A 16,868-nucleotide genomic window follows, 5' to 3' on the forward strand; every position below is an offset into this window, starting at 1 on the left:
TTAAATTCCCGGCAGCACCAGCTCGGCCCGCAGGCCCCCGATCGGGGCGCTGCCGAGCGAGAGGCTGCCGCCGTAGAGCGCGGCAAGGTCGGTCACGATCGAGAGCCCGAGCCCTGAGCCCGGCTTCGATTCGTCGAGCCGCTGGCCGCGCCGGGAGACCTGGGCGCGCTCGGCCTCCGAGAGGCCGCGCCCGTCATCATCGACGATCACCCGTAGCCGGGGCCCGGCGCCCGCGTGAGCGGGTGGCTCGACCAAGACCTCGATGAAGACCCGCGAGGCCGCCCATTTGCAGGCGTTGTCGACGAGATTTCCGACCATCTCCTCCAGGTCCTGGCGCTCGCCCCGGAATTTCGCCGACGGTTCGGCCTTGGCCTCGACCGCGACGCCGCGGCCGCGATAGATCTTCTCCATGGTCCGCCGCAGCGCCTCGATGGCGGGGGCGACCTCCGTCACGGTGCCGACGATCGAGACCCTCGCCGCGATGCGGGCGCGCTCCAGATGATGCGCGAGCTGGCTACGCATGACGTCCGCCTGCTCCATCACCTTGGCTGCGAACGGATCGGCCGCGTGCGTTCCGGCCTCGTTGACGATCACGGACAGCGGCGTCTTGATCGCATGGGCGAGATTGCCGACATGGGTGCGCGCCCGCTCGACGATCTCCCTGTTGGCGTCGATCAGCGCGTTGGTCTCGCGCGCCAGCGGCGCAATCTCGACCGGAAATTCGCCCTCGAGCCGCTCGGCCCTGCCGGAACGAATGTCGGCGATGGCTTCCGAGATACGCTTGAGCGGTGCGAGACCGAAGCGGACCTGGAATACGGTGGTCAGCAACAGCACGATGCCGAGCGCGGTGAAGGTGCCGCCGAGGTAATAGTCGAAGCTGCGGGTCTCATCGAAGATCTCGGTGGAATCGCCGGCGACGCTGACGAGGTATTTGCCGTCGGCGCCGAGATCGACCGGACGCTCGACCATGCGCAGGTTCTGCCCCTCCGGCCCGTCGACATAGGCCAGGCGAATGCCGGCGGCCGTGAGCTCGACGCCCAGATCTTCCAGCTTCGGCAGCTTCTTGTCCCACAGCGAGCGCGAGGAGCGCAGCTCCGGCTTCTCGGTGTCGGTGCGCGTGATCTGCCAGTACCAGCCGGACAGCGGCAGCTCGAACAGGGGCTCGCCGAGCGACTGGAACTGGCGGTCCGGCGGCTCGTCGGGGGTGGCGACCTCGGCAATGAGGGTGCGCAGATAAAGGTTGAGACGGCGGTCGAAGGCCCGCTCGGTCGCGTTCTTGTAGACCGACGACAGCACCACGCCCGTGATGGCCAGGATCACCACGAGCCAGGCGGTCGCCGACAGGAACAGGCGGTTCGCAAGCGAGCTGGCGGGCATCGGGATGATCCCGGTGGCGCGAGGTGGTGGCATAGCGTCGGCGGTCATATCAGGACCAAGGCCCGCCTCGGGCCGCCCGTCAAGCCTGCACTGCTCAGGCGCCGGGGGCCGGCGGCGGGGTCAGGAGATAGCCGAGGCCACGGACGGTCTGGATGATGTCGACGTCGAGCTTCTTGCGGATGCGGCCGACAAAGACCTCAATCGTGTTGGAGTCGCGGTCGAAATCCTGGTCGTAGAGGTGCTCGACCAGCTCCGTACGCGACACCACGCGCCCCGAATGGTGCATGAGGTAGGCCAGAAGCCGATATTCGTGCGAGGTCATCTTCACGGGATTGCCGGACACGCTGACCCGGCCAGTGCGGGTGTCGAGCGTGACGGGTCCGCAAGAGAGCTCGCTCTGGGCATGGCCGGTGGAGCGGCGCAGCAGCGCGCGGATGCGCGCCAGCACCTCCTCGAGGTGGAACGGCTTTGGCACGTAATCATCGGCGCCGGCATCGAAGCCCTGTACCTTGTCGCTCCAGCGATCGCGAGCGGTGAGGATCAAAACCGGCATGGTGCGGCCGTTGCGGCGCCAGGCCTCCAGCACCGAGATGCCGTCCTTCTTGGGCAGGCCGATATCGAGCACCACGGCGTCGTACGGTTCGTTGTCGCCGAGATAGTGCCCCTCCTCTCCGTCGAAGGCGCGATCGACGACGTAGCCGGCGTCCGTCAGCGCCTTGGTGAGCTGGCGATTGAGATCAGGGTCGTCCTCAACAACAAGCAGGCGCACGCTTCTCTCCAGAAATAGGCCGCATCAACACCGCACCAGATGAGCAATTCCGGCGTGAACTGAATATGAACGCCGGGAACCGGCCGCGTTACTTTTTGGTCATATACCGAGGGCCTCAGTCAATGCGACTGCGCCCGTCAGGCCGGCGGCATGACGGGCGCAATGTGCCGCATCTTGCGGCTATTCGGAAGGTCCGCCCTTCCTGTCAATTTGCCATCGACCTCGCCATCAGGTCCGGAAAAACACGAACCAGACAACGGCGAGGATCAGGACCGCAAGCCCGGTCGAAATGGCGAGCAGCGCGGCCACCGACGGCCCAGGTTCGCCCTGGCGTGCCTCGGTCGCTGTTTCGACGATCTGACGGTCCTCGCGCGTGGTTGCCATGGTGACCTCAATCCTGGATGCCGTTTGCGATGGCCGCGACCTCCTTACGGCCCTCTATCCCGAGCCAACGCCCGATCCGATTTGATGTTCCGGCATTTAGGACTGGATCGGTCCGAACCGCCGGGGTGAGCGACTGGTTAACGCAGTTGCAAGATTCCGACCGAACCTCTGTATGATTCGGTGTTCCCCGATGGTATCCTTATAGGTCTGTCCCTGTTGCGTTTGGAGTAGCCCATGGCCCCCCGCGCCAATTGGAAGGGTTTTCTGCGTCTCTCGCTCGTGACCTGCCCGGTTGCGCTGTATCCGGCCACGTCGGATACCGAGAAGGTCTCGTTCAACCAGATCAATCGCAAGACCGGCCACCGGATCAAATATCTGAAGGTCGACGCCGAGACCGGCGACGAGGTGACCTCCGAGGACATCGTCAAGGGCTACAAGGTCGATACCGACACCTATATCGAGGTCACCAAGGACGAGCTCGACGACATCGCGCTGGATTCGACCCATACGATCGAAATCGACGAGTTCGTGCCGAAAGCCGACATCGACAATCGCTACCTGATACGCCCCTATTATCTCGTGCCCGACGGCAAGGTCGGCCACGACGCCTATGCGGTGATCCGCGAGACCATCCGCAGCATGGACAAGGTGGCGATCGGCCGCGTGGTGCTGACCAACCGCGAGCACATCATTGCGCTGGAGCCGCTCGAGAGCGGACTTATGGGCACGCTGCTGCGCTACCCCTACGAAGTGCGCAGCGAAAAGGAATATTTCGACGACATCCAGGACGTGAAGCTGACGAAGGATATGCTCGACCTCGCCAAGCATATCGTCGAGAAGAAGTCCGGCGCGTTCGAGCCCGAGCTGTTCGAGGATCACTACGAGACCGCGCTGATCGATCTCATCAACAAGAAGCGCGCCGGCACGCCGATCGCGGCCAAGGCCACGCCGAAGAGCGGCGGCAACGTGATCAACCTGATGGACGCGCTGAAGAAGAGCCTCGCAAACGAGAAGGACGCGGCGCCCGCGGCGAGGGCTGCCAAGGAGACTGCCAAGGAAACCGCAAAGGCCAAGAAGCCGAAGAAGCGGGTCGAGGGTCAGCGCGAGATGCTGCTGCCGATCTCGGGCAAGGGCGGCAAGGAGGCCGCAGCCAAGGAAGCCGCGCCGAAGAAGGCCGACAAGCCGGTGCGCGCGACGACGGCACGGACCAAGAAGGCCGGCTGACCGCATCACACCGCCGGCCGCGCCGTGACGTCTTCCCTTTCCGATCGAGCGGACTGACATGCCCTGGTCGACGCCGTTCGCCGATCCGATCGGCTTGCGCGGCGGACGCAGCCTGCGCACGCTGCAGGAGGCCGCTGACTTCATCATGCGGCTGCCTGAGGAGGAGCAGCAGGAGCCGCGCTGGCAGACCGCAATCGAGATGCTGATCAACGCGGCGGAGAGCGGCGGCGGCTGGCTGCTGTTCGCCCGCATCGGCATGTTGCGCGCGTTGAATGGGAACGGTCGGCGCGATTGAGGCCATGATCGGCATGCTTGCCGACCGGTTGACGAACAGCCTCAACGAACCCTTAAGCGGCCGGATCTTTTTTGGCACGACGATGCCAACTTGCCGCACCGGGTATTCCTACGGGACGGAAAATTAACCGCTGATTGCCTTTGCGCGCACCATGGTTCCATCGATTGAGCCAGGGTTCGCACCTCCGTGCCGCAACAGGACGCCAGGAAGAACTACATCGGCATCGTGAGTGAGGCCGAGGACGAGCGCATCGCCGACACGGTGCTGCGGGCGCGGTCGCTTGTCATGCGCGATCTGTTCGGACGCCTCGCGGCAGCGCTGGGACGTCCGCGCAAGGGCGCGCCGGGACACACCACCAGCAATTGAGGCTGGCCGCTTCCGCTCATTTGCAGCGGATAATGAAACCTTCGTTTAACGGCTGCCGCGTTAAGACACGGCTGGTCGGCCGGACCCGCGAATTTGACGCGCGAACAGCGCCTCTTCGATCGCTTTACCAGTTTGATAACGACGCGCGGCTACATTGGACCGGATGAACAGGAGTTGGCGATGATTGTGCTCAGGTCTTTTCTTGCCGATGAAAGTGCCGCCACCGCGATCGAGTATGGCCTGATCGCCGCCGGCATCGCGCTCGCCATCGTCACCATCGTGACCAACACCGGCAGCGTCCTCCTGAGCAACAAATTCAACTCGATCAGCGCGGCCACGAAGTAGGCTCGCAATCGGCAGCCGATCTTGCGGACCATGATCTGAGTCAAGCCCGCCGAGACAGCGGCAGCTAAGCATGACGGACCCAGCTTTGCGGTCCGTCCATGAATCCTGATCTGTCACCCTTCCCGCTCAAGATACGCCGTGTCCATCTCGATACGGGCCGCGAAAACGTCGTCGTCATTTCCAGGCGGTCAAAGGCGCTGCGTGCCGATATCTTTCGCGGCTTCAGCCGCGTCGAGCTTCGGCTGGACGACAAGACGGTGCTCGCGACGCTACTGATCACCGATGACGACGCATTGGCAGCCCAGGACGAAATCGGTCTTTCCGAGCCTGCGTTCCACCGCTTCGGCAAGCCGGTCGGCACCTTGGTCACGGTGGCGCCGGCCGCGCCGCCGGAGAGCCTCGAGGCGGTGCGCGCCAAGATCCGCGGTCGAACGCTGGATCAGGCGGAAATCGGCGCGATCATCAACGACCTCGCCCATTTTCGCTATTCCGACATGGAGATCGCCGCCTTCCTGATCGGTTCGGCAAGCTTCATCACAAGTGACGAACTGCTGGCCCTCACCGGCGCCATGGCCCAGGTTGGCACGCAGCTGGTGTGGCCCGACCCGATCGTGGTCGACAAGCATTGCATCGGCGGCATTCCCGGCAACCGCACCTCGATGGTGGTGGTGCCGATCGTCGCGGCCCACGGCCTGCCGATTCCGAAGACCTCCTCGCGCGCCATCACCTCGCCGGCCGGAACGGCCGACACCATGGAGGTGCTGGCGCGGGTGAATGTCGGCGTCGAGGAGATGAAGTCGATCGTCTCCTCCTGCAACGGATGCCTGATCTGGGGCGGGCACGTGAACCTGTCGCCGGCCGACGATGTGCTGATCTCGGTTGAGCGGCCGCTCAGCCTGGACACCCGCGAACAGATGGTCGCCTCCATCATGTCCAAGAAGATCGCGGCGGGATCGACGCATCTGCTGATCGACATTCCGGTCGGGCCAACCGCGAAAGTCACCAGCGCCATCGACGCGATGCGGCTGCGAAAGCTGTTCGAATTCGTCGGCGACCGGTTCGGCCGCTCGGTCGAGGTGATCACGACCGACGGCCGCCAGCCGATCGGCAACGGCATCGGCCCGGTGCTCGAAGCCAATGACGTGATGGCGGTGCTCGGCAACGAGGTGGATGCGCCGCACGATCTGCGCGAGAAATCGCTGCGCCTCGCCGCCCATCTGCTGGAATACGATCCGAAGCTGCGTGGCGGCGCCGGCTATGCACGTGCGCGCGAACTGCTGGAGAACGGCGCCGCGCTGAAGCAGATGCAGAAGATCATCGACGCCCAGGGCCCGTCGAAATGCAGCGCCGAGCTCGGACCCATCAGCTTCGACGTCAAGGCGGCACATGACGGCGTGGTGTCCGCGATCGACTGCCTGCGCCTGAACCGTCTCGCCCGCACCGCGGGTGCGCCGCTCGACAAGGGGGCCGGCATCCGCCTGTTCAAGAAGATCGGCGACCGTGTCGAACAGGGCGAGCCGCTCTATCGCGTCTACACCTTCGACGGACCCGAGCATGATCTGGCCGCCTCGGCCGCCCGGCAGGAGACCGGTTACGTCCTCAACGGTCATGAGCCTCTCCAGAGCAGGACGCCGTCGTGAGCGCGATCGCGCTTCAAGCGCTGCCCTCCGGCACCGGCGCGGCAAAACGGCTTGCGGCGCGGCTTGACTCCGGGTCTGGGCTTGGCTGCGGCGAAATCGCCCTGCACCGCTTTCCGGACGGCGAGCTACGCGTCACGGTCGCGCCGGCAGCAGACACCACCATCCTTTTTGCCCCGCTCGATCAGCCCAATGACAAGCTCATCGCCCTGCTGTTCGCCGCGGAGGCGCTGCGGCGCGATGGCGCCAGGCGGCTGGTGCTGGTCGCGCCCTACCTCTGCTACATGCGGCAGGACATCGCGTTTCATCCGGGCGAGGCCATCAGCCAGCGCGCCATGGGCCGCCTGCTCGCAACGCTGGTCGACCGCGTCGTCACCGTGGACGCTCACTTGCATCGCACGTCCGACATCAGGTCCGTATTTCCGGACATCGAGGCGGAGAACCTGTCCGCGATGCCGGCGATCGCGGATGCCCTCGCCGCCGATGGCATCGATCCGGCGACGGTCGTGATCGGTCCCGACGCCGAGTCCGAGCCCTGGGTGAGCGATCTGGCGAGCCGGCTGCGGCTGCAGCACACGGTGGCCCGCAAGAGGCGGCATGGCGATCGCTCCGTCGAGATCGATTTTGCCGATCCGACGCTGCTCGCAGGACGACCGGCGCTGATGGTCGACGACATCGTTTCCTCGGGAACGACATTGATGGTCGCAGCGCGTGCGCTGCGTGCGATGGGCACAACGGCCGTCGATGCGGTCGTGACGCACGCGCTGTTTCCGGCCGCGATGGCCACCGCATTCACCGACGCCGGCATCCGGTCGATCCGTTCGACCGACAGCGTGCCGCATCCGACCAATGCGATCGCGCTCGACGAGATTCTCGCCGCCGCCCTGCGGTCCGAACTCGGCACGACACGTTCGCGGGAGACGACGAGATGAGCATCACTATTCGCTTCTGCGGGGCTGCCCGCACCGTCACCGGCTCCAGCTATCTGTTCCAGACCGCCGCCGGCGGCTTTCTGGTCGATTGCGGCCTGTTCCAGGGACAGAAGACGCTCAAGGAGCTCAATTACGGCGTCTTCCCGTTTCGTCCCGCCGACATCCGGACAGTCCTGCTCACGCACGCCCATATCGACCACAGCGGCCTGCTGCCGAAGCTCGTGCGCGAAGGCTTTGCGGGGCAGATCCTGGCGACGCGCGGCACGATCGACCTCTGCTCCTATATGCTGCCGGACGCCGGCAACATCCAGGAGTCCGAAGTCGCGCAGCTGAACCGGCGCAACAAGGCTCGCGGCCGCAGGGAAGTCGAGCCGATCTACACACAGGCCGACGCGGTCGCATCGCTGCAATCGTTTCGCGCGGTCGATTATGAACACTGGACCAGTGTGATCCCGGGGGTCCGCGCACGCTACTGGAACGCCGGCCATTTGCTCGGCTCCGCCTCGATCGAGCTCGAAATCGCCGAGCAGGGCTCGCCACGCCCGCTTCGCGTGCTGCTCTCCGGTGATGTCGGGCCGGAGGCCAAGCTGCTGCAGCCCGATCCCGAAGCGCCTGTTGACCTCGACTATGTCATCTCGGAATCCACCTATGGCGACCGCGTGCGAGCCGCCACGACACCTGCGCTCCGCCGGCAGCATCTCGCCGCCGAGGTGCGCGAGGCGGCGGCGGGTGGAGGCGCACTGCTGATCCCCGCCTTCGCGGTCGAACGCACCCAGGAGCTGATCGTCGACCTCGTCGACCTGATGGAGCACGGCGAGATTCCGACCGCGCCGATCTTCCTCGATTCTCCGCTGGCGATCCGGGCCACCGAAGTCTTCCGCCGGCACGCCGCGAGCCTCGACCCGAGCGTCGACGCCGACCGCCTGCTCAACTCGCCACATCTCAAATTCACCGAAACCGCCGACGAGAGCAAGGCGATCATGCGGCTCAGCGGAATTCACATCATCATCGCGGCAAGCGGCATGTGCGATGCCGGACGCATCCGCCATCATCTGAAGCGGTGGCTCTGGAACGAACGCGCGACCGTGCTGCTCGCCGGCTTCCAGGCCAGCGGCACGCTCGGCCGCTTCCTGCAGAACGGCGCGAAGGCCGTTCGTATCCAGGGCGAGGAAATCCGGGTCGCGGCCCGAATCCGCATGATCGATGAATATTCGGGTCATGCCGACGGCCCCGGCATGGCTGGCTGGATAGCGGCACGCCGCCCCATTTCCCGCGGGCTGTTCCTGGTCCACGGCGAGGAAAGCGCCATCGCGGGCCTGGCCGAGCGCGTCGCCGAACGCATCATTCCGGCGGCGAAGGTCTACCAGCCGATGCTGGACGACATCTATGAACTCGCCGCCCCCGAACCGCGCGTGATCGACGTCGATCACCGCCGGCGGCTCGCGCCCGAGGCCGTGACCCGCCTCGACTGGCACAACGAGATGTCGGAGCTCACGCTCGACATCAACGACAGGCTGGCAGCAGCCGCCGACGACCGCGCCCGCGGCGTCATCATCCGGCGACTCCGCCGCGCCCTGGACGAGAAGGCATAAGCGTGCCCGCCCCTGAAGTCGGCACGCGGCGACGCAATGGATATTTCGATAGTTCCAGCAACACGAGGCAGACGAGCGCGACCGCGGCCGTGACGGCGAGATCATCCGCATGCAGGGGACCAAAGCGGAACAGGTCGGCCGCGGCCGGCCACAGCAGGCTCAGGGCGAGCACCGACGTCACGAACATGACGATGATGACGAGCATGCGGTTCGGCCGGGTGAACGCTTCGACCAGCGAGGTCGAGAACGAGCGGTTGACGAAGATCAGGCTGACGATCACCAGCACCAGCGAAAAGAACGTCAGCGCACGGACCTCGCTCGCCGGCATGCCGTAGCGGTTTGCCGTCACCATCACGCCGCCGGTGAGGGCCAGAGCCAGGCCGCCCTGCAATGCCGACCAGATCAGCAGCGACCTTGGCAAGAGCGGCTCGTCAGGCGAACGCGGCGGCCGCCGCATCACGTCGCTCTCCTCGGTCTCGGCTTCGAAGACCAAAGAGCAGACGGGATCGATGATCATCTCGAGAAACGCGATGTGAACGGGGCCGAACAGCAGCGGCATCCCCGTGAGCAGCGGCAACAGCGCAAGTCCTGCGATCGGAACGTGGACCGCGAGAATGAAGCTCATCGCCTTGCGCAGATTGTCGTAGATCCGGCGGCCGAGCCGGATCGCCTTCACGATCGACCCGAAATCGTCGTCGAGCAGAACGATCGATGACGCCTCGCGCGCCACGTCGGTGCCACGACCGCCCATGGCGATGCCGATATGGGCAGCCTTCAGCGAGGGGGCGTCATTGACGCCGTCGCCCGTCATGGCGACGATCTCGCCGGCGTCCTTGAGCGCATTGACGATGCGCAGCTTCTGGGCCGGTGCTATTCGCGCGAAGACGGCCCGTCCCCGCGCCGCGCCGGCGAGTTCGGCATCGCCCATGGCTTCGACATCCGCTCCAGTCACGACACGTTCGGGATCGAGGCCGGCCCGCATCGCGATTGCCGACGCGGTTGCGGGATAATCGCCTGTGATCATGACCACGTGGATGCCTGCGGAGCGGCATTCGGCCATGGCGTCCTTGACTTGCAACCGCAACGGATCGGCAAAGCCGATCAAGCCGCAAAAGCGAAAAGGGAAGCCGTGTTGCGTCTCGGGAAGATCGGTCTCCGTCCAGCTCGCCCGCGCCACGCCGAGCACACGGAGCCCTTCCCGCGCCAGCGCGTCGATGCGCGAGCGCAATTCAGCCAATTCTTCCGCACTCATTCCGCAAAGCATGCCGATCGTCTCGGGCGCGCCCTTCGCCGCGACAATGCAGTCATCGCCGCACCACACGTTCGACATGGCGAGCAGATCGGGACGCAAGCCATAGCTCTGCACGAGCCGCCGGCCCGCGCCGGCGTCAGCGGCCAGCGCATGCAACGCCTTCTCCATCGGATCGAACGGCTCCCGGACACAGGCCAGCACGCCGGTCTCGATCAACCGGTCGAACGCGGGCGCCGCGCGGACCGCGGTATCAGGCGTGTGTTGCGTGCCGTCAGGCAGCACCAGGCGCGCAACGGTCATGCGGTTTTCCGTCAGCGTGCCGGTCTTGTCGGTGCAGAGCACGGTCGCGGCGCCCAGCGATTCAATGGCCGAGGCGCGCCGCGTCAACACGCGCGCCTGGGAGATGCGCCAGGCGCCCATGGCGAGGAACACCGTCAGGACAACAGGGAATTCCTCCGGGAGCATCGACATGCCGAGCGCGATGCCGGCCAGTACGCCCTCCAGCCAGCCGCCGCGGTAAAGCCCATACAGGAGAACGGTCAACCCGATCACGAAGGCGCTGGCGACGGCGAATGTCGCCACCAGCCGCGTCGTCTGTTGTTGCAAGCGGGGCGCTTCTGTCGCCAGCGAATGCAGCGATTGCCCGATCTTGCCGATCTCGCTCAGGACGCCGGTCGAGGTCACTTCGGCCACCCCGCTGCCGCGAACCACAAGCGTGCCGGAGAACACGAATGGCTGGTCATCGCCGCCGGCGTGCGACGCTATCGATGTTTCGGGTGACGGCAAGGCCTGTTTTCTGACTGGAACCGATTCCCCCGTCAGCAGCGATTCATCCAGCAGGAGATCGATGGTTTGAACGACCGTGGCGTCGGCGGCCACGCGATCCCCCTCTGAGAGTACGATCAGGTCACCGCGAACGACCTCACGACCGGGAATCCGGATGCGCTCGCCGCCCCGGATGACCAGTGCGCGCGGGCTGGTCAGATCGCGTAGCGAGTCGAGCACACGCTCGGTGCGGGCCTCCTGCACGATGGTGATGACGATCGAGATCGATGCGAAGGCAAGAAGCAGCAACGCCTCGGCAAGATCACCCAGAACGAAATAGATCAGGCCGCCGGCCAGCAGCAACAGCAGCATGGGCTCGCGCAGCACCTCGACGATGAGGCGCAGGATCGTCCGCCGGCCCGTGCGCGGCAGCTCGTTGAAGCCGTCGGCCTTCAGCCGGGCCTGTGCTTCGGACGCGGTCAGCCCCTGCATCGCCGGCAATCTCATGGAAGTTCCCAGGGGTCCTTGCTCGATGAGGATGCGTCATCCCCGTCACCACCATCATCTTGCCATGCCGCAACCAGCCACCGGCTTGACGTGGGTCAAACGTTGCAACGCGACAAGCGACATCCCGTTCGGATAGCTCCCATTTCCGTCAAGTTTGACGCGCATGTCACGGCTGTTATTCTTCCCGGCGCGGCTCGATGAACCCCTCAATCGCTGAACCAAGGCTATTTGAAAGATGCAGACGAGACGCAATTTGCTCCTGGCTCTCAGCCTCATCTTGATCGGCGCCTGGTCACAAGATCGCGCGAGAGGACAGAACTCGGCCACGCCGCCGGTTTCGTTGGCTCCGCCCAATGCGTCGGCGCCGCATGCGAGGACGAAGAATTCGCCGAGAACGTCCGCCGGCGTGCCGTCGACGCCGCCGACCAGCGGGCTTCCGCAACTGCCGAGCCCTGCAGCCGCCGCCGACTACGATGGCTTCAGCGTCGGTACTGACGACCGCGACGCACCAAGCCAGGTGACGCCGCCTGCGAGGTCGCGCGCGGCAAACGGCCTCGACCCGCAGTCGTTGGTCGATCAGGAAGACGAGGCGTTGAAGCGCAAGCTGACGATTTGCAAGAACTGCAAGTAGGACCGGTCGCCAAACTTGAGCCCGGATGGAGCGAAGCGAAATCCGGGGAGCAGATCCGGCGGGTGCAGCCATCCCGGATTACGCTCTCGCTCCATCCGGGCTACAGTAGCGCACTGCATGGCTGACCTACCGCGAACATCCCTCACCCGTGCTTTACCCTCCCCCAATTTCCTGATCCTCTCTCCCCAACAGCCGGAGCAACCGGCCAGGCCCAGGGAGAGAGACGCCATGAAGCTCGGCACCGCCATTGCGGAAATCATGCGGCGCGAGGGGATCGAGATCCTCTGCGGGTATCCCGTCAATCATCTGATCGAGCACGCGGCCAACGCCGAGATCCGGCCCGTGATGGTGCGGCAGGAACGCGTCGGCGTGCACATGGCGGATGCCATCTCACGCGTGACGTCGGGGCGTATGATCGGAGCATTCTGCATGCAGCACGGCCCCGGCGCGGAGAATGCAATGGGCGGCGTGGCGCAGTGCTTCGGCGAATCCGTTCCCGTGCTGGTGCTGCCGATGGGCTATCAGCGCCGGCTTGCGCATATCGAGCCGAACTTCAATTCCAGCGAGGCGATGAAGCCATTCGCGAAATCCTCCGAGCCGATCATCCTGGCCGCCGAGGTCGCCAACATCTTTCGCCGTGCCTTCACCAAATTGAAGAACGGGCGCGGCGGGCCGGTCATCGTCGAAATCCCCTCCGACATGTGGAATGAGGAGGTGCCCGAGCCGCTGAACTACACGCCGGTGCTGCGCACCCGCTACGGCGCCGACCCCGTGCATGTGAAGGAAGCAGCAAGCCTGCTGCTCAATGCCAAGCGTCCGGTGATCTATGCCGGCCAGGGCGTGCACTACGCGCAGGCGTGGCCGCAACTGAAGCGATTGGCGGAACGGCTGGCCATTCCTGTCACCACCAGCCTGGGGGGCAAATCGTCATTCCCCGAGACGCATCCGCTCTCGCTCGGCTCCGGCGGTCTCGCCGTGCCGCGCGCCGTGCCCAAATTCCTGGCCGAAGCCGACGTCATCTTCGGCATCGGCTGCTCCTTCACTGAGACCAGCTTTGGCATCGCGATGCCGAAGGGCAAGACCATCATCCATTCGACGCTCGATCCGAACCATCTCAACAAGGATGTCGAAGCCAGGATCGGCCTCGTCGGCGATGCCGGCCTCGTGCTCGATGCATTGCTGGAGGAGATCGGCAAGACCGTCACTGCCGACCGCGACGCCTCGGCGGTCGCGGCCGAGATCGCGGCTTCGCACAAGGAGTGGCTGGCCAAATGGATGCCAAAGCTCGCCAGTAATGACGCGCCGCTCAATCCCTATCGCGTGCTGTGGGATCTGCAACACACCGTCGACATCGACAACACCATCATCACCCATGATGCCGGCAGCCCGCGCGACCAGCTCTCGCCGTTCTGGAAGGCGGTGACGCCGCTCTCCTATCTCGGCTGGGGCAAGACGACGCAGCTCGGCTACGGCCTTGGCCTTGCGATGGGTGCAAAGCTGGCAAGGCCCGACAAGCTCTGCATCAACGTCTGGGGCGATGCGGCCATTGGTTTCACGGGCATGGATTTCGAGACCGCAGTGCGCGAGCGCATCCCGATCATGTCGATCCTGCTCAACAATTTCTCGATGGCGATCGAGCTCAAGGTGATGCCGATCTCGACCGAGAAATATCGCTCGACCGACATCTCCGGCGACTACGCCGCGATGGCGCGCGCCTTCGGCGGCCATGGCGAGCGCGTGACGAGGCCCGAGGACATCATCCCCGCGATCAAGCGCGGTATCCAGAAGACCAGGGAAGGCGTGCCGGTGCTGCTGGAGTTCATCACCAGCAAGGAGACCGAGGTGTCGCGGCCGGGCACGTGAGCGGTTCCACGGGGCTGCTTTCGATATGCACTGCGACAGGGCTGGTCGAGACGGTGCGGGAATGGAATAATCCGGCTTTCAGCGAATGGGGCCCCGCTGGGGTCGGCCCTATGGATTTCCGGATGATCGCCCTCGTGCAGAACGTGGTGGCCGAGCTCAAAGCCAGGATTGCCGAGCTCGAGCAGCAATTGCAGGCGAGTACGGCGGCCAATGCGCGGCTCTCCAACGAGGCGCGGGAAGCGCTGGAGCAACAGACCGCCGCGTCGGAAGTCCTGCGCATCATCAGCAGTTCCGGCGGCGACCTCGCGCCGGTGTTCGACACCATGCTCGGCAAGGCCATGCAGCTGTGCGGTGCGGACTTTGGCGTCCTCAACACGTATGATGGCGAGCGCTTTGAAACTGCCGCCACCCGTGGGCTTCCGCGCGCTTACGACGAATACCGCGGGAGCCGCCCCATCGATTATGGCCCGGGTACCGCGCCGGTGCGCCTGCTGCAAGGCGAGCCCTACGTGGAACTGGTCGACCTCATGGATTCGGAGGCCTATCGCACGGGCGAACCCAACCGTCGCGCTCTGGTCGATCTCGGCGGCGCGCGGGCGGTGCTGGCAGTCCCGCTCGTCAAGGACGAGCGCGTGGTCGGTAACGTCATGATCTTCCGGCAGGAGAACCGGCGCTTTTCAGACAAGCAGATTTCGCTGCTCAAGCAGTTTGCTGCGCAAGCCGTCATCGCCATCGAGAACACGCGACTGCTTCGCGAACTGCGCACAAGCACGGACGATCTGCGGGAATCACTCCAGCAGCAGACCGCCACCGCCGACGTGCTCAAGGTCATCAGCCGCTCGGCGTTTGACCTGCAAGCCGTTCTCGAAACGCTGATCAAATCCGCCGTCGAGTTGAGCGGCGCCAATCGTGGTTCGATCTTTCTTCGCGAAGGGGACGTGTTTCCGCTCAAGGCGGCATCCAGCACCACTCCGGAATTCCTGCAATATTGGGCGGCAAATCCGCCGCGGTCGGGCCGCGGTTCGGCGACCTCACGCGTCATCGCCTCGGGAAGGGTCGAAATCATCCCGGACGTTCTCGATGATCCGGAAATGCAAATGCCGGCCGGCTCGCTGGTCAAGATCCGTGCGGCGCTGGGTGTGCCGATGCTGAGGGACAACAAGGTCGAAGGCGTGCTGGTCTTGACGCGACCCGAACCGGGGCCGTTTACCAAAAGCCAGATCGATCTGGTGCAAACCTTTGCGGACCAGGCGGTCATCGCCGTCGAGAACGCCCGGCTGTTCGAACAGGTGCAAGCCAAGACGCGCGACCTGGAGGAATCCCTGCAACAGCAGACCGCCACTGCCGATGTGCTCAAGGTGATCAGCCGATCGGCGTTCGACCTGCAGGCCGTGCTGGATACGCTTGTCGAATCCGCGGCGCGTCTCTGCGAAGCCGATATGGCCGCCATCACCCGGAAGAGTGACGAGGTCTTCTACAGGGCCGGCTCATACGGCTTCCCGCATGAATTCGTCGAATACGCCAGGTCAACGCCCGTCAATCCCGAACGTCGTACCATCACCGGGAGGACGCTGCTGGAGGGACGCATCGTTCACGTGCACGACGTCCTCGCCGATCCCGAGTATGATTTCGAAGGGCAGCAGCTCAGTGGCAATCCCCGCACCTTTCTCGGGGTGCCGTTGCTGCGCGAGGGGACGCCAATCGGCGCGCTGACCTTGACCCGGTCAGTCATCAGGCCGTTTTCCGACAGTCAGATCGAACTCGTCTCGACATTTGCCGACCAGGCCGTGATCGCCATCGAGAACGCGCGGCTGTTCGACGAGGTCCAGCAGCGCACGGCCGAGCTGTCGAAATCGCTCGAAGATTTGCGCGCCACGCAAGACCGCCTGGTCCAGACCGAAAAGCTGGCCTCGCTCGGCCAGCTCACGGCCGGCATCGCCCACGAGATCAAGAACCCGCTCAACTTCGTCAACAATTTCGCGGCGCTGTCGAGCGAGCTGATCGAGGAGCTGAACGAGCTGTTGCAGACCACCGCACTCAACGACAAAACCAGGGAGGACGTCGGCGAGCTGACGCATTTGCTGAAGGACAATCTCCAAAAGGTCGTCCAGCACGGCAAGCGTGCCGATTCCATCGTCAAGAACATGCTGCTGCATTCGCGCGAAGGCAGCGGCGAGCACCGGCCGACCGACGTCAACACGCTGGTCGAGGAGAGCCTCAACCTCGCCTATCACGGCGCCCGCGCCGAGAAGTCGCAGTTCAACGTCACGATCGAGCGCGACCTCGATCCCGCGGCCGGCACGATCGAAGTGTTCCCGCAGGAGATCACCCGCGTGCTGCTGAACCTGATCTCCAACGGGTTTTACGCGGTCGTCACGCGCAAGGCCGAGAGCGGAACGGGGGACTACGAGCCGGCCCTGATCGCGCAGACGCGCGGGCACGACAGCCATGTCGAAATCCGCATTCGCGACAACGGCACCGGCATTCCGCCGGACGTCCGCAAGAAGATGTTCACCCCCTTCTTCACCACCAAGCCTGCCGGCGAGGGAACCGGGCTTGGCCTATCCATGAGCCACGACATCATCGTGAAACAGCATGGTGGCACGATCGACGTCGACACCCTGCCGGGCGAATTTACCGAGTTCACGATCCGATTGCCGCGCAAAAGCAATTTTCACGAGACCAGAGGCTAGCCGTGACCGTGATCGAGATGCTGCCGAAGGTGAAGGAGATACGCCCTGACGTGCCTGCCATCATGATTACGGCCTATGGCGATGCCGACACGCGCGGCAGGACGTTGGCCCGCGGCGCAAGCGGACTGTTGACCAAGCCGATCGACTTCGCTCTGCTGCGCGAGGAGATCGACGCGCGGCTCGCGCAGGCGGGATAGCGTCGCCCGGGAGGGCTCTGGTGAATCTGGCGCTGACGG

Annotated in this window: 14 protein-coding genes and 1 pseudogene; 11 read left to right on the forward strand and 4 right to left on the reverse strand. The window is 64.8% G+C overall.

What is annotated here, in order from left to right:
* The 3 genes from XH80_RS33170 to XH80_RS33180 form a co-directional block, all read right to left on the reverse strand.
* Nucleotides 1-1,377 (reverse strand): sensor histidine kinase, encoded by a 1,377-nt coding sequence (locus XH80_RS33170; RefSeq protein WP_271602237.1) that lies wholly within the window; start codon nucleotides 1,375-1,377, stop codon nucleotides 1-3.
* A 94-nt stretch (nucleotides 1,378-1,471) separates the two neighbouring features.
* Nucleotides 1,472-2,146, reverse strand: coding sequence for a response regulator transcription factor (locus tag XH80_RS33175; protein WP_014496705.1), 675 nt, complete (start codon nucleotides 2,144-2,146; stop codon nucleotides 1,472-1,474).
* Between the two features lie 228 nt (nucleotides 2,147-2,374).
* Nucleotides 2,375-2,530, reverse strand: a complete 156-nt coding sequence (locus XH80_RS33180; RefSeq protein WP_271602238.1) for a hypothetical protein — start codon at nucleotides 2,528-2,530, stop codon at nucleotides 2,375-2,377.
* A gap of 234 nt (nucleotides 2,531-2,764) precedes the next feature.
* Between XH80_RS33180 and ku the strand changes: the two genes are divergently transcribed.
* The 7 genes from ku (at nucleotide 2,765) to XH80_RS33215 (ending at nucleotide 8,921) form a co-directional block, all read left to right on the forward strand.
* Complete coding sequence (gene ku, locus XH80_RS33185; protein ID WP_271602239.1) at nucleotides 2,765-3,754, forward strand: non-homologous end joining protein Ku; 990 nt, start codon at nucleotides 2,765-2,767, stop codon at nucleotides 3,752-3,754.
* A gap of 58 nt (nucleotides 3,755-3,812) precedes the next feature.
* Nucleotides 3,813-4,049 (forward strand): hypothetical protein, encoded by a 237-nt coding sequence (locus XH80_RS33190; protein WP_220003847.1) that lies wholly within the window; start codon nucleotides 3,813-3,815, stop codon nucleotides 4,047-4,049.
* Nucleotides 4,050-4,235: 186 nt separating this feature from the next.
* Complete coding sequence (locus XH80_RS33195; RefSeq protein WP_271602240.1) at nucleotides 4,236-4,415, forward strand: hypothetical protein; 180 nt, start codon at nucleotides 4,236-4,238, stop codon at nucleotides 4,413-4,415.
* 180 nt (nucleotides 4,416-4,595) lie between these two features.
* On the forward strand, nucleotides 4,596-4,760 hold the full coding sequence (locus tag XH80_RS33200) for a Flp family type IVb pilin (RefSeq protein ID WP_057753070.1): 165 nt from the start codon (nucleotides 4,596-4,598) through the stop codon (nucleotides 4,758-4,760).
* 98 nt (nucleotides 4,761-4,858) lie between these two features.
* Nucleotides 4,859-6,400: a thymidine phosphorylase family protein gene (locus tag XH80_RS33205; RefSeq protein WP_271602241.1), complete on the forward strand. Its 1,542-nt coding sequence runs from the start codon at nucleotides 4,859-4,861 to the stop codon at nucleotides 6,398-6,400.
* A complete protein-coding gene (locus tag XH80_RS33210; RefSeq protein ID WP_271602242.1) occupies nucleotides 6,397-7,329 on the forward strand; it encodes a ribose-phosphate pyrophosphokinase in 933 nt (310 codons plus the stop codon). Before XH80_RS33205 ends, XH80_RS33210 begins: the two co-directional genes overlap by 4 nt.
* Complete coding sequence (locus XH80_RS33215; RefSeq protein WP_271602243.1) at nucleotides 7,326-8,921, forward strand: MBL fold metallo-hydrolase RNA specificity domain-containing protein; 1,596 nt, start codon at nucleotides 7,326-7,328, stop codon at nucleotides 8,919-8,921. Before XH80_RS33210 ends, XH80_RS33215 begins: the two co-directional genes overlap by 4 nt.
* On the opposite strand, the gene XH80_RS33220 is transcribed toward XH80_RS33215, so the two are convergent.
* Nucleotides 8,881-11,445: a cation-translocating P-type ATPase gene (locus XH80_RS33220; RefSeq protein WP_271602244.1), complete on the reverse strand. Its 2,565-nt coding sequence runs from the start codon at nucleotides 11,443-11,445 to the stop codon at nucleotides 8,881-8,883. The two genes, XH80_RS33215 and XH80_RS33220, sit on opposite strands and share 41 nt — an antisense overlap.
* A 406-nt stretch (nucleotides 11,446-11,851) precedes the next feature.
* Between XH80_RS33220 and XH80_RS43770 the strand changes: the two genes are divergently transcribed.
* The 4 genes and pseudogenes from XH80_RS43770 (at nucleotide 11,852) to XH80_RS44140 (ending at nucleotide 16,829) form a co-directional block, all read left to right on the forward strand.
* The gene (locus XH80_RS43770; RefSeq protein WP_333968888.1) at nucleotides 11,852-12,076 is read left to right on the forward strand and encodes a hypothetical protein; all 225 of its coding nucleotides are present in this window, start codon (nucleotides 11,852-11,854) and stop codon (nucleotides 12,074-12,076) included.
* Between the two features lie 117 nt (nucleotides 12,077-12,193).
* On the forward strand, nucleotides 12,194-13,939 hold the full coding sequence (locus XH80_RS33230; RefSeq protein ID WP_271602246.1) for a thiamine pyrophosphate-requiring protein: 1,746 nt from the start codon (nucleotides 12,194-12,196) through the stop codon (nucleotides 13,937-13,939).
* 122 nt (nucleotides 13,940-14,061) lie between these two features.
* Nucleotides 14,062-16,620 (forward strand): annotated as a pseudogene (locus XH80_RS33235) (GAF domain-containing protein); the annotation flags it as partial.
* Nucleotides 16,503-16,829, forward strand: a complete 327-nt coding sequence (locus XH80_RS44140) for a response regulator (RefSeq protein ID WP_442869193.1) — start codon at nucleotides 16,503-16,505, stop codon at nucleotides 16,827-16,829. The pseudogene XH80_RS33235 and the gene XH80_RS44140, both read left to right, overlap by 118 nt.
* Nucleotides 16,830-16,868 lie beyond the last annotated feature (39 nt).

The sequence above is a fragment of the Bradyrhizobium sp. CCBAU 45384 genome (assembly GCF_028128665.1).
GTDB classification, from domain to species: domain Bacteria; phylum Pseudomonadota; class Alphaproteobacteria; order Rhizobiales; family Xanthobacteraceae; genus Bradyrhizobium; species Bradyrhizobium manausense.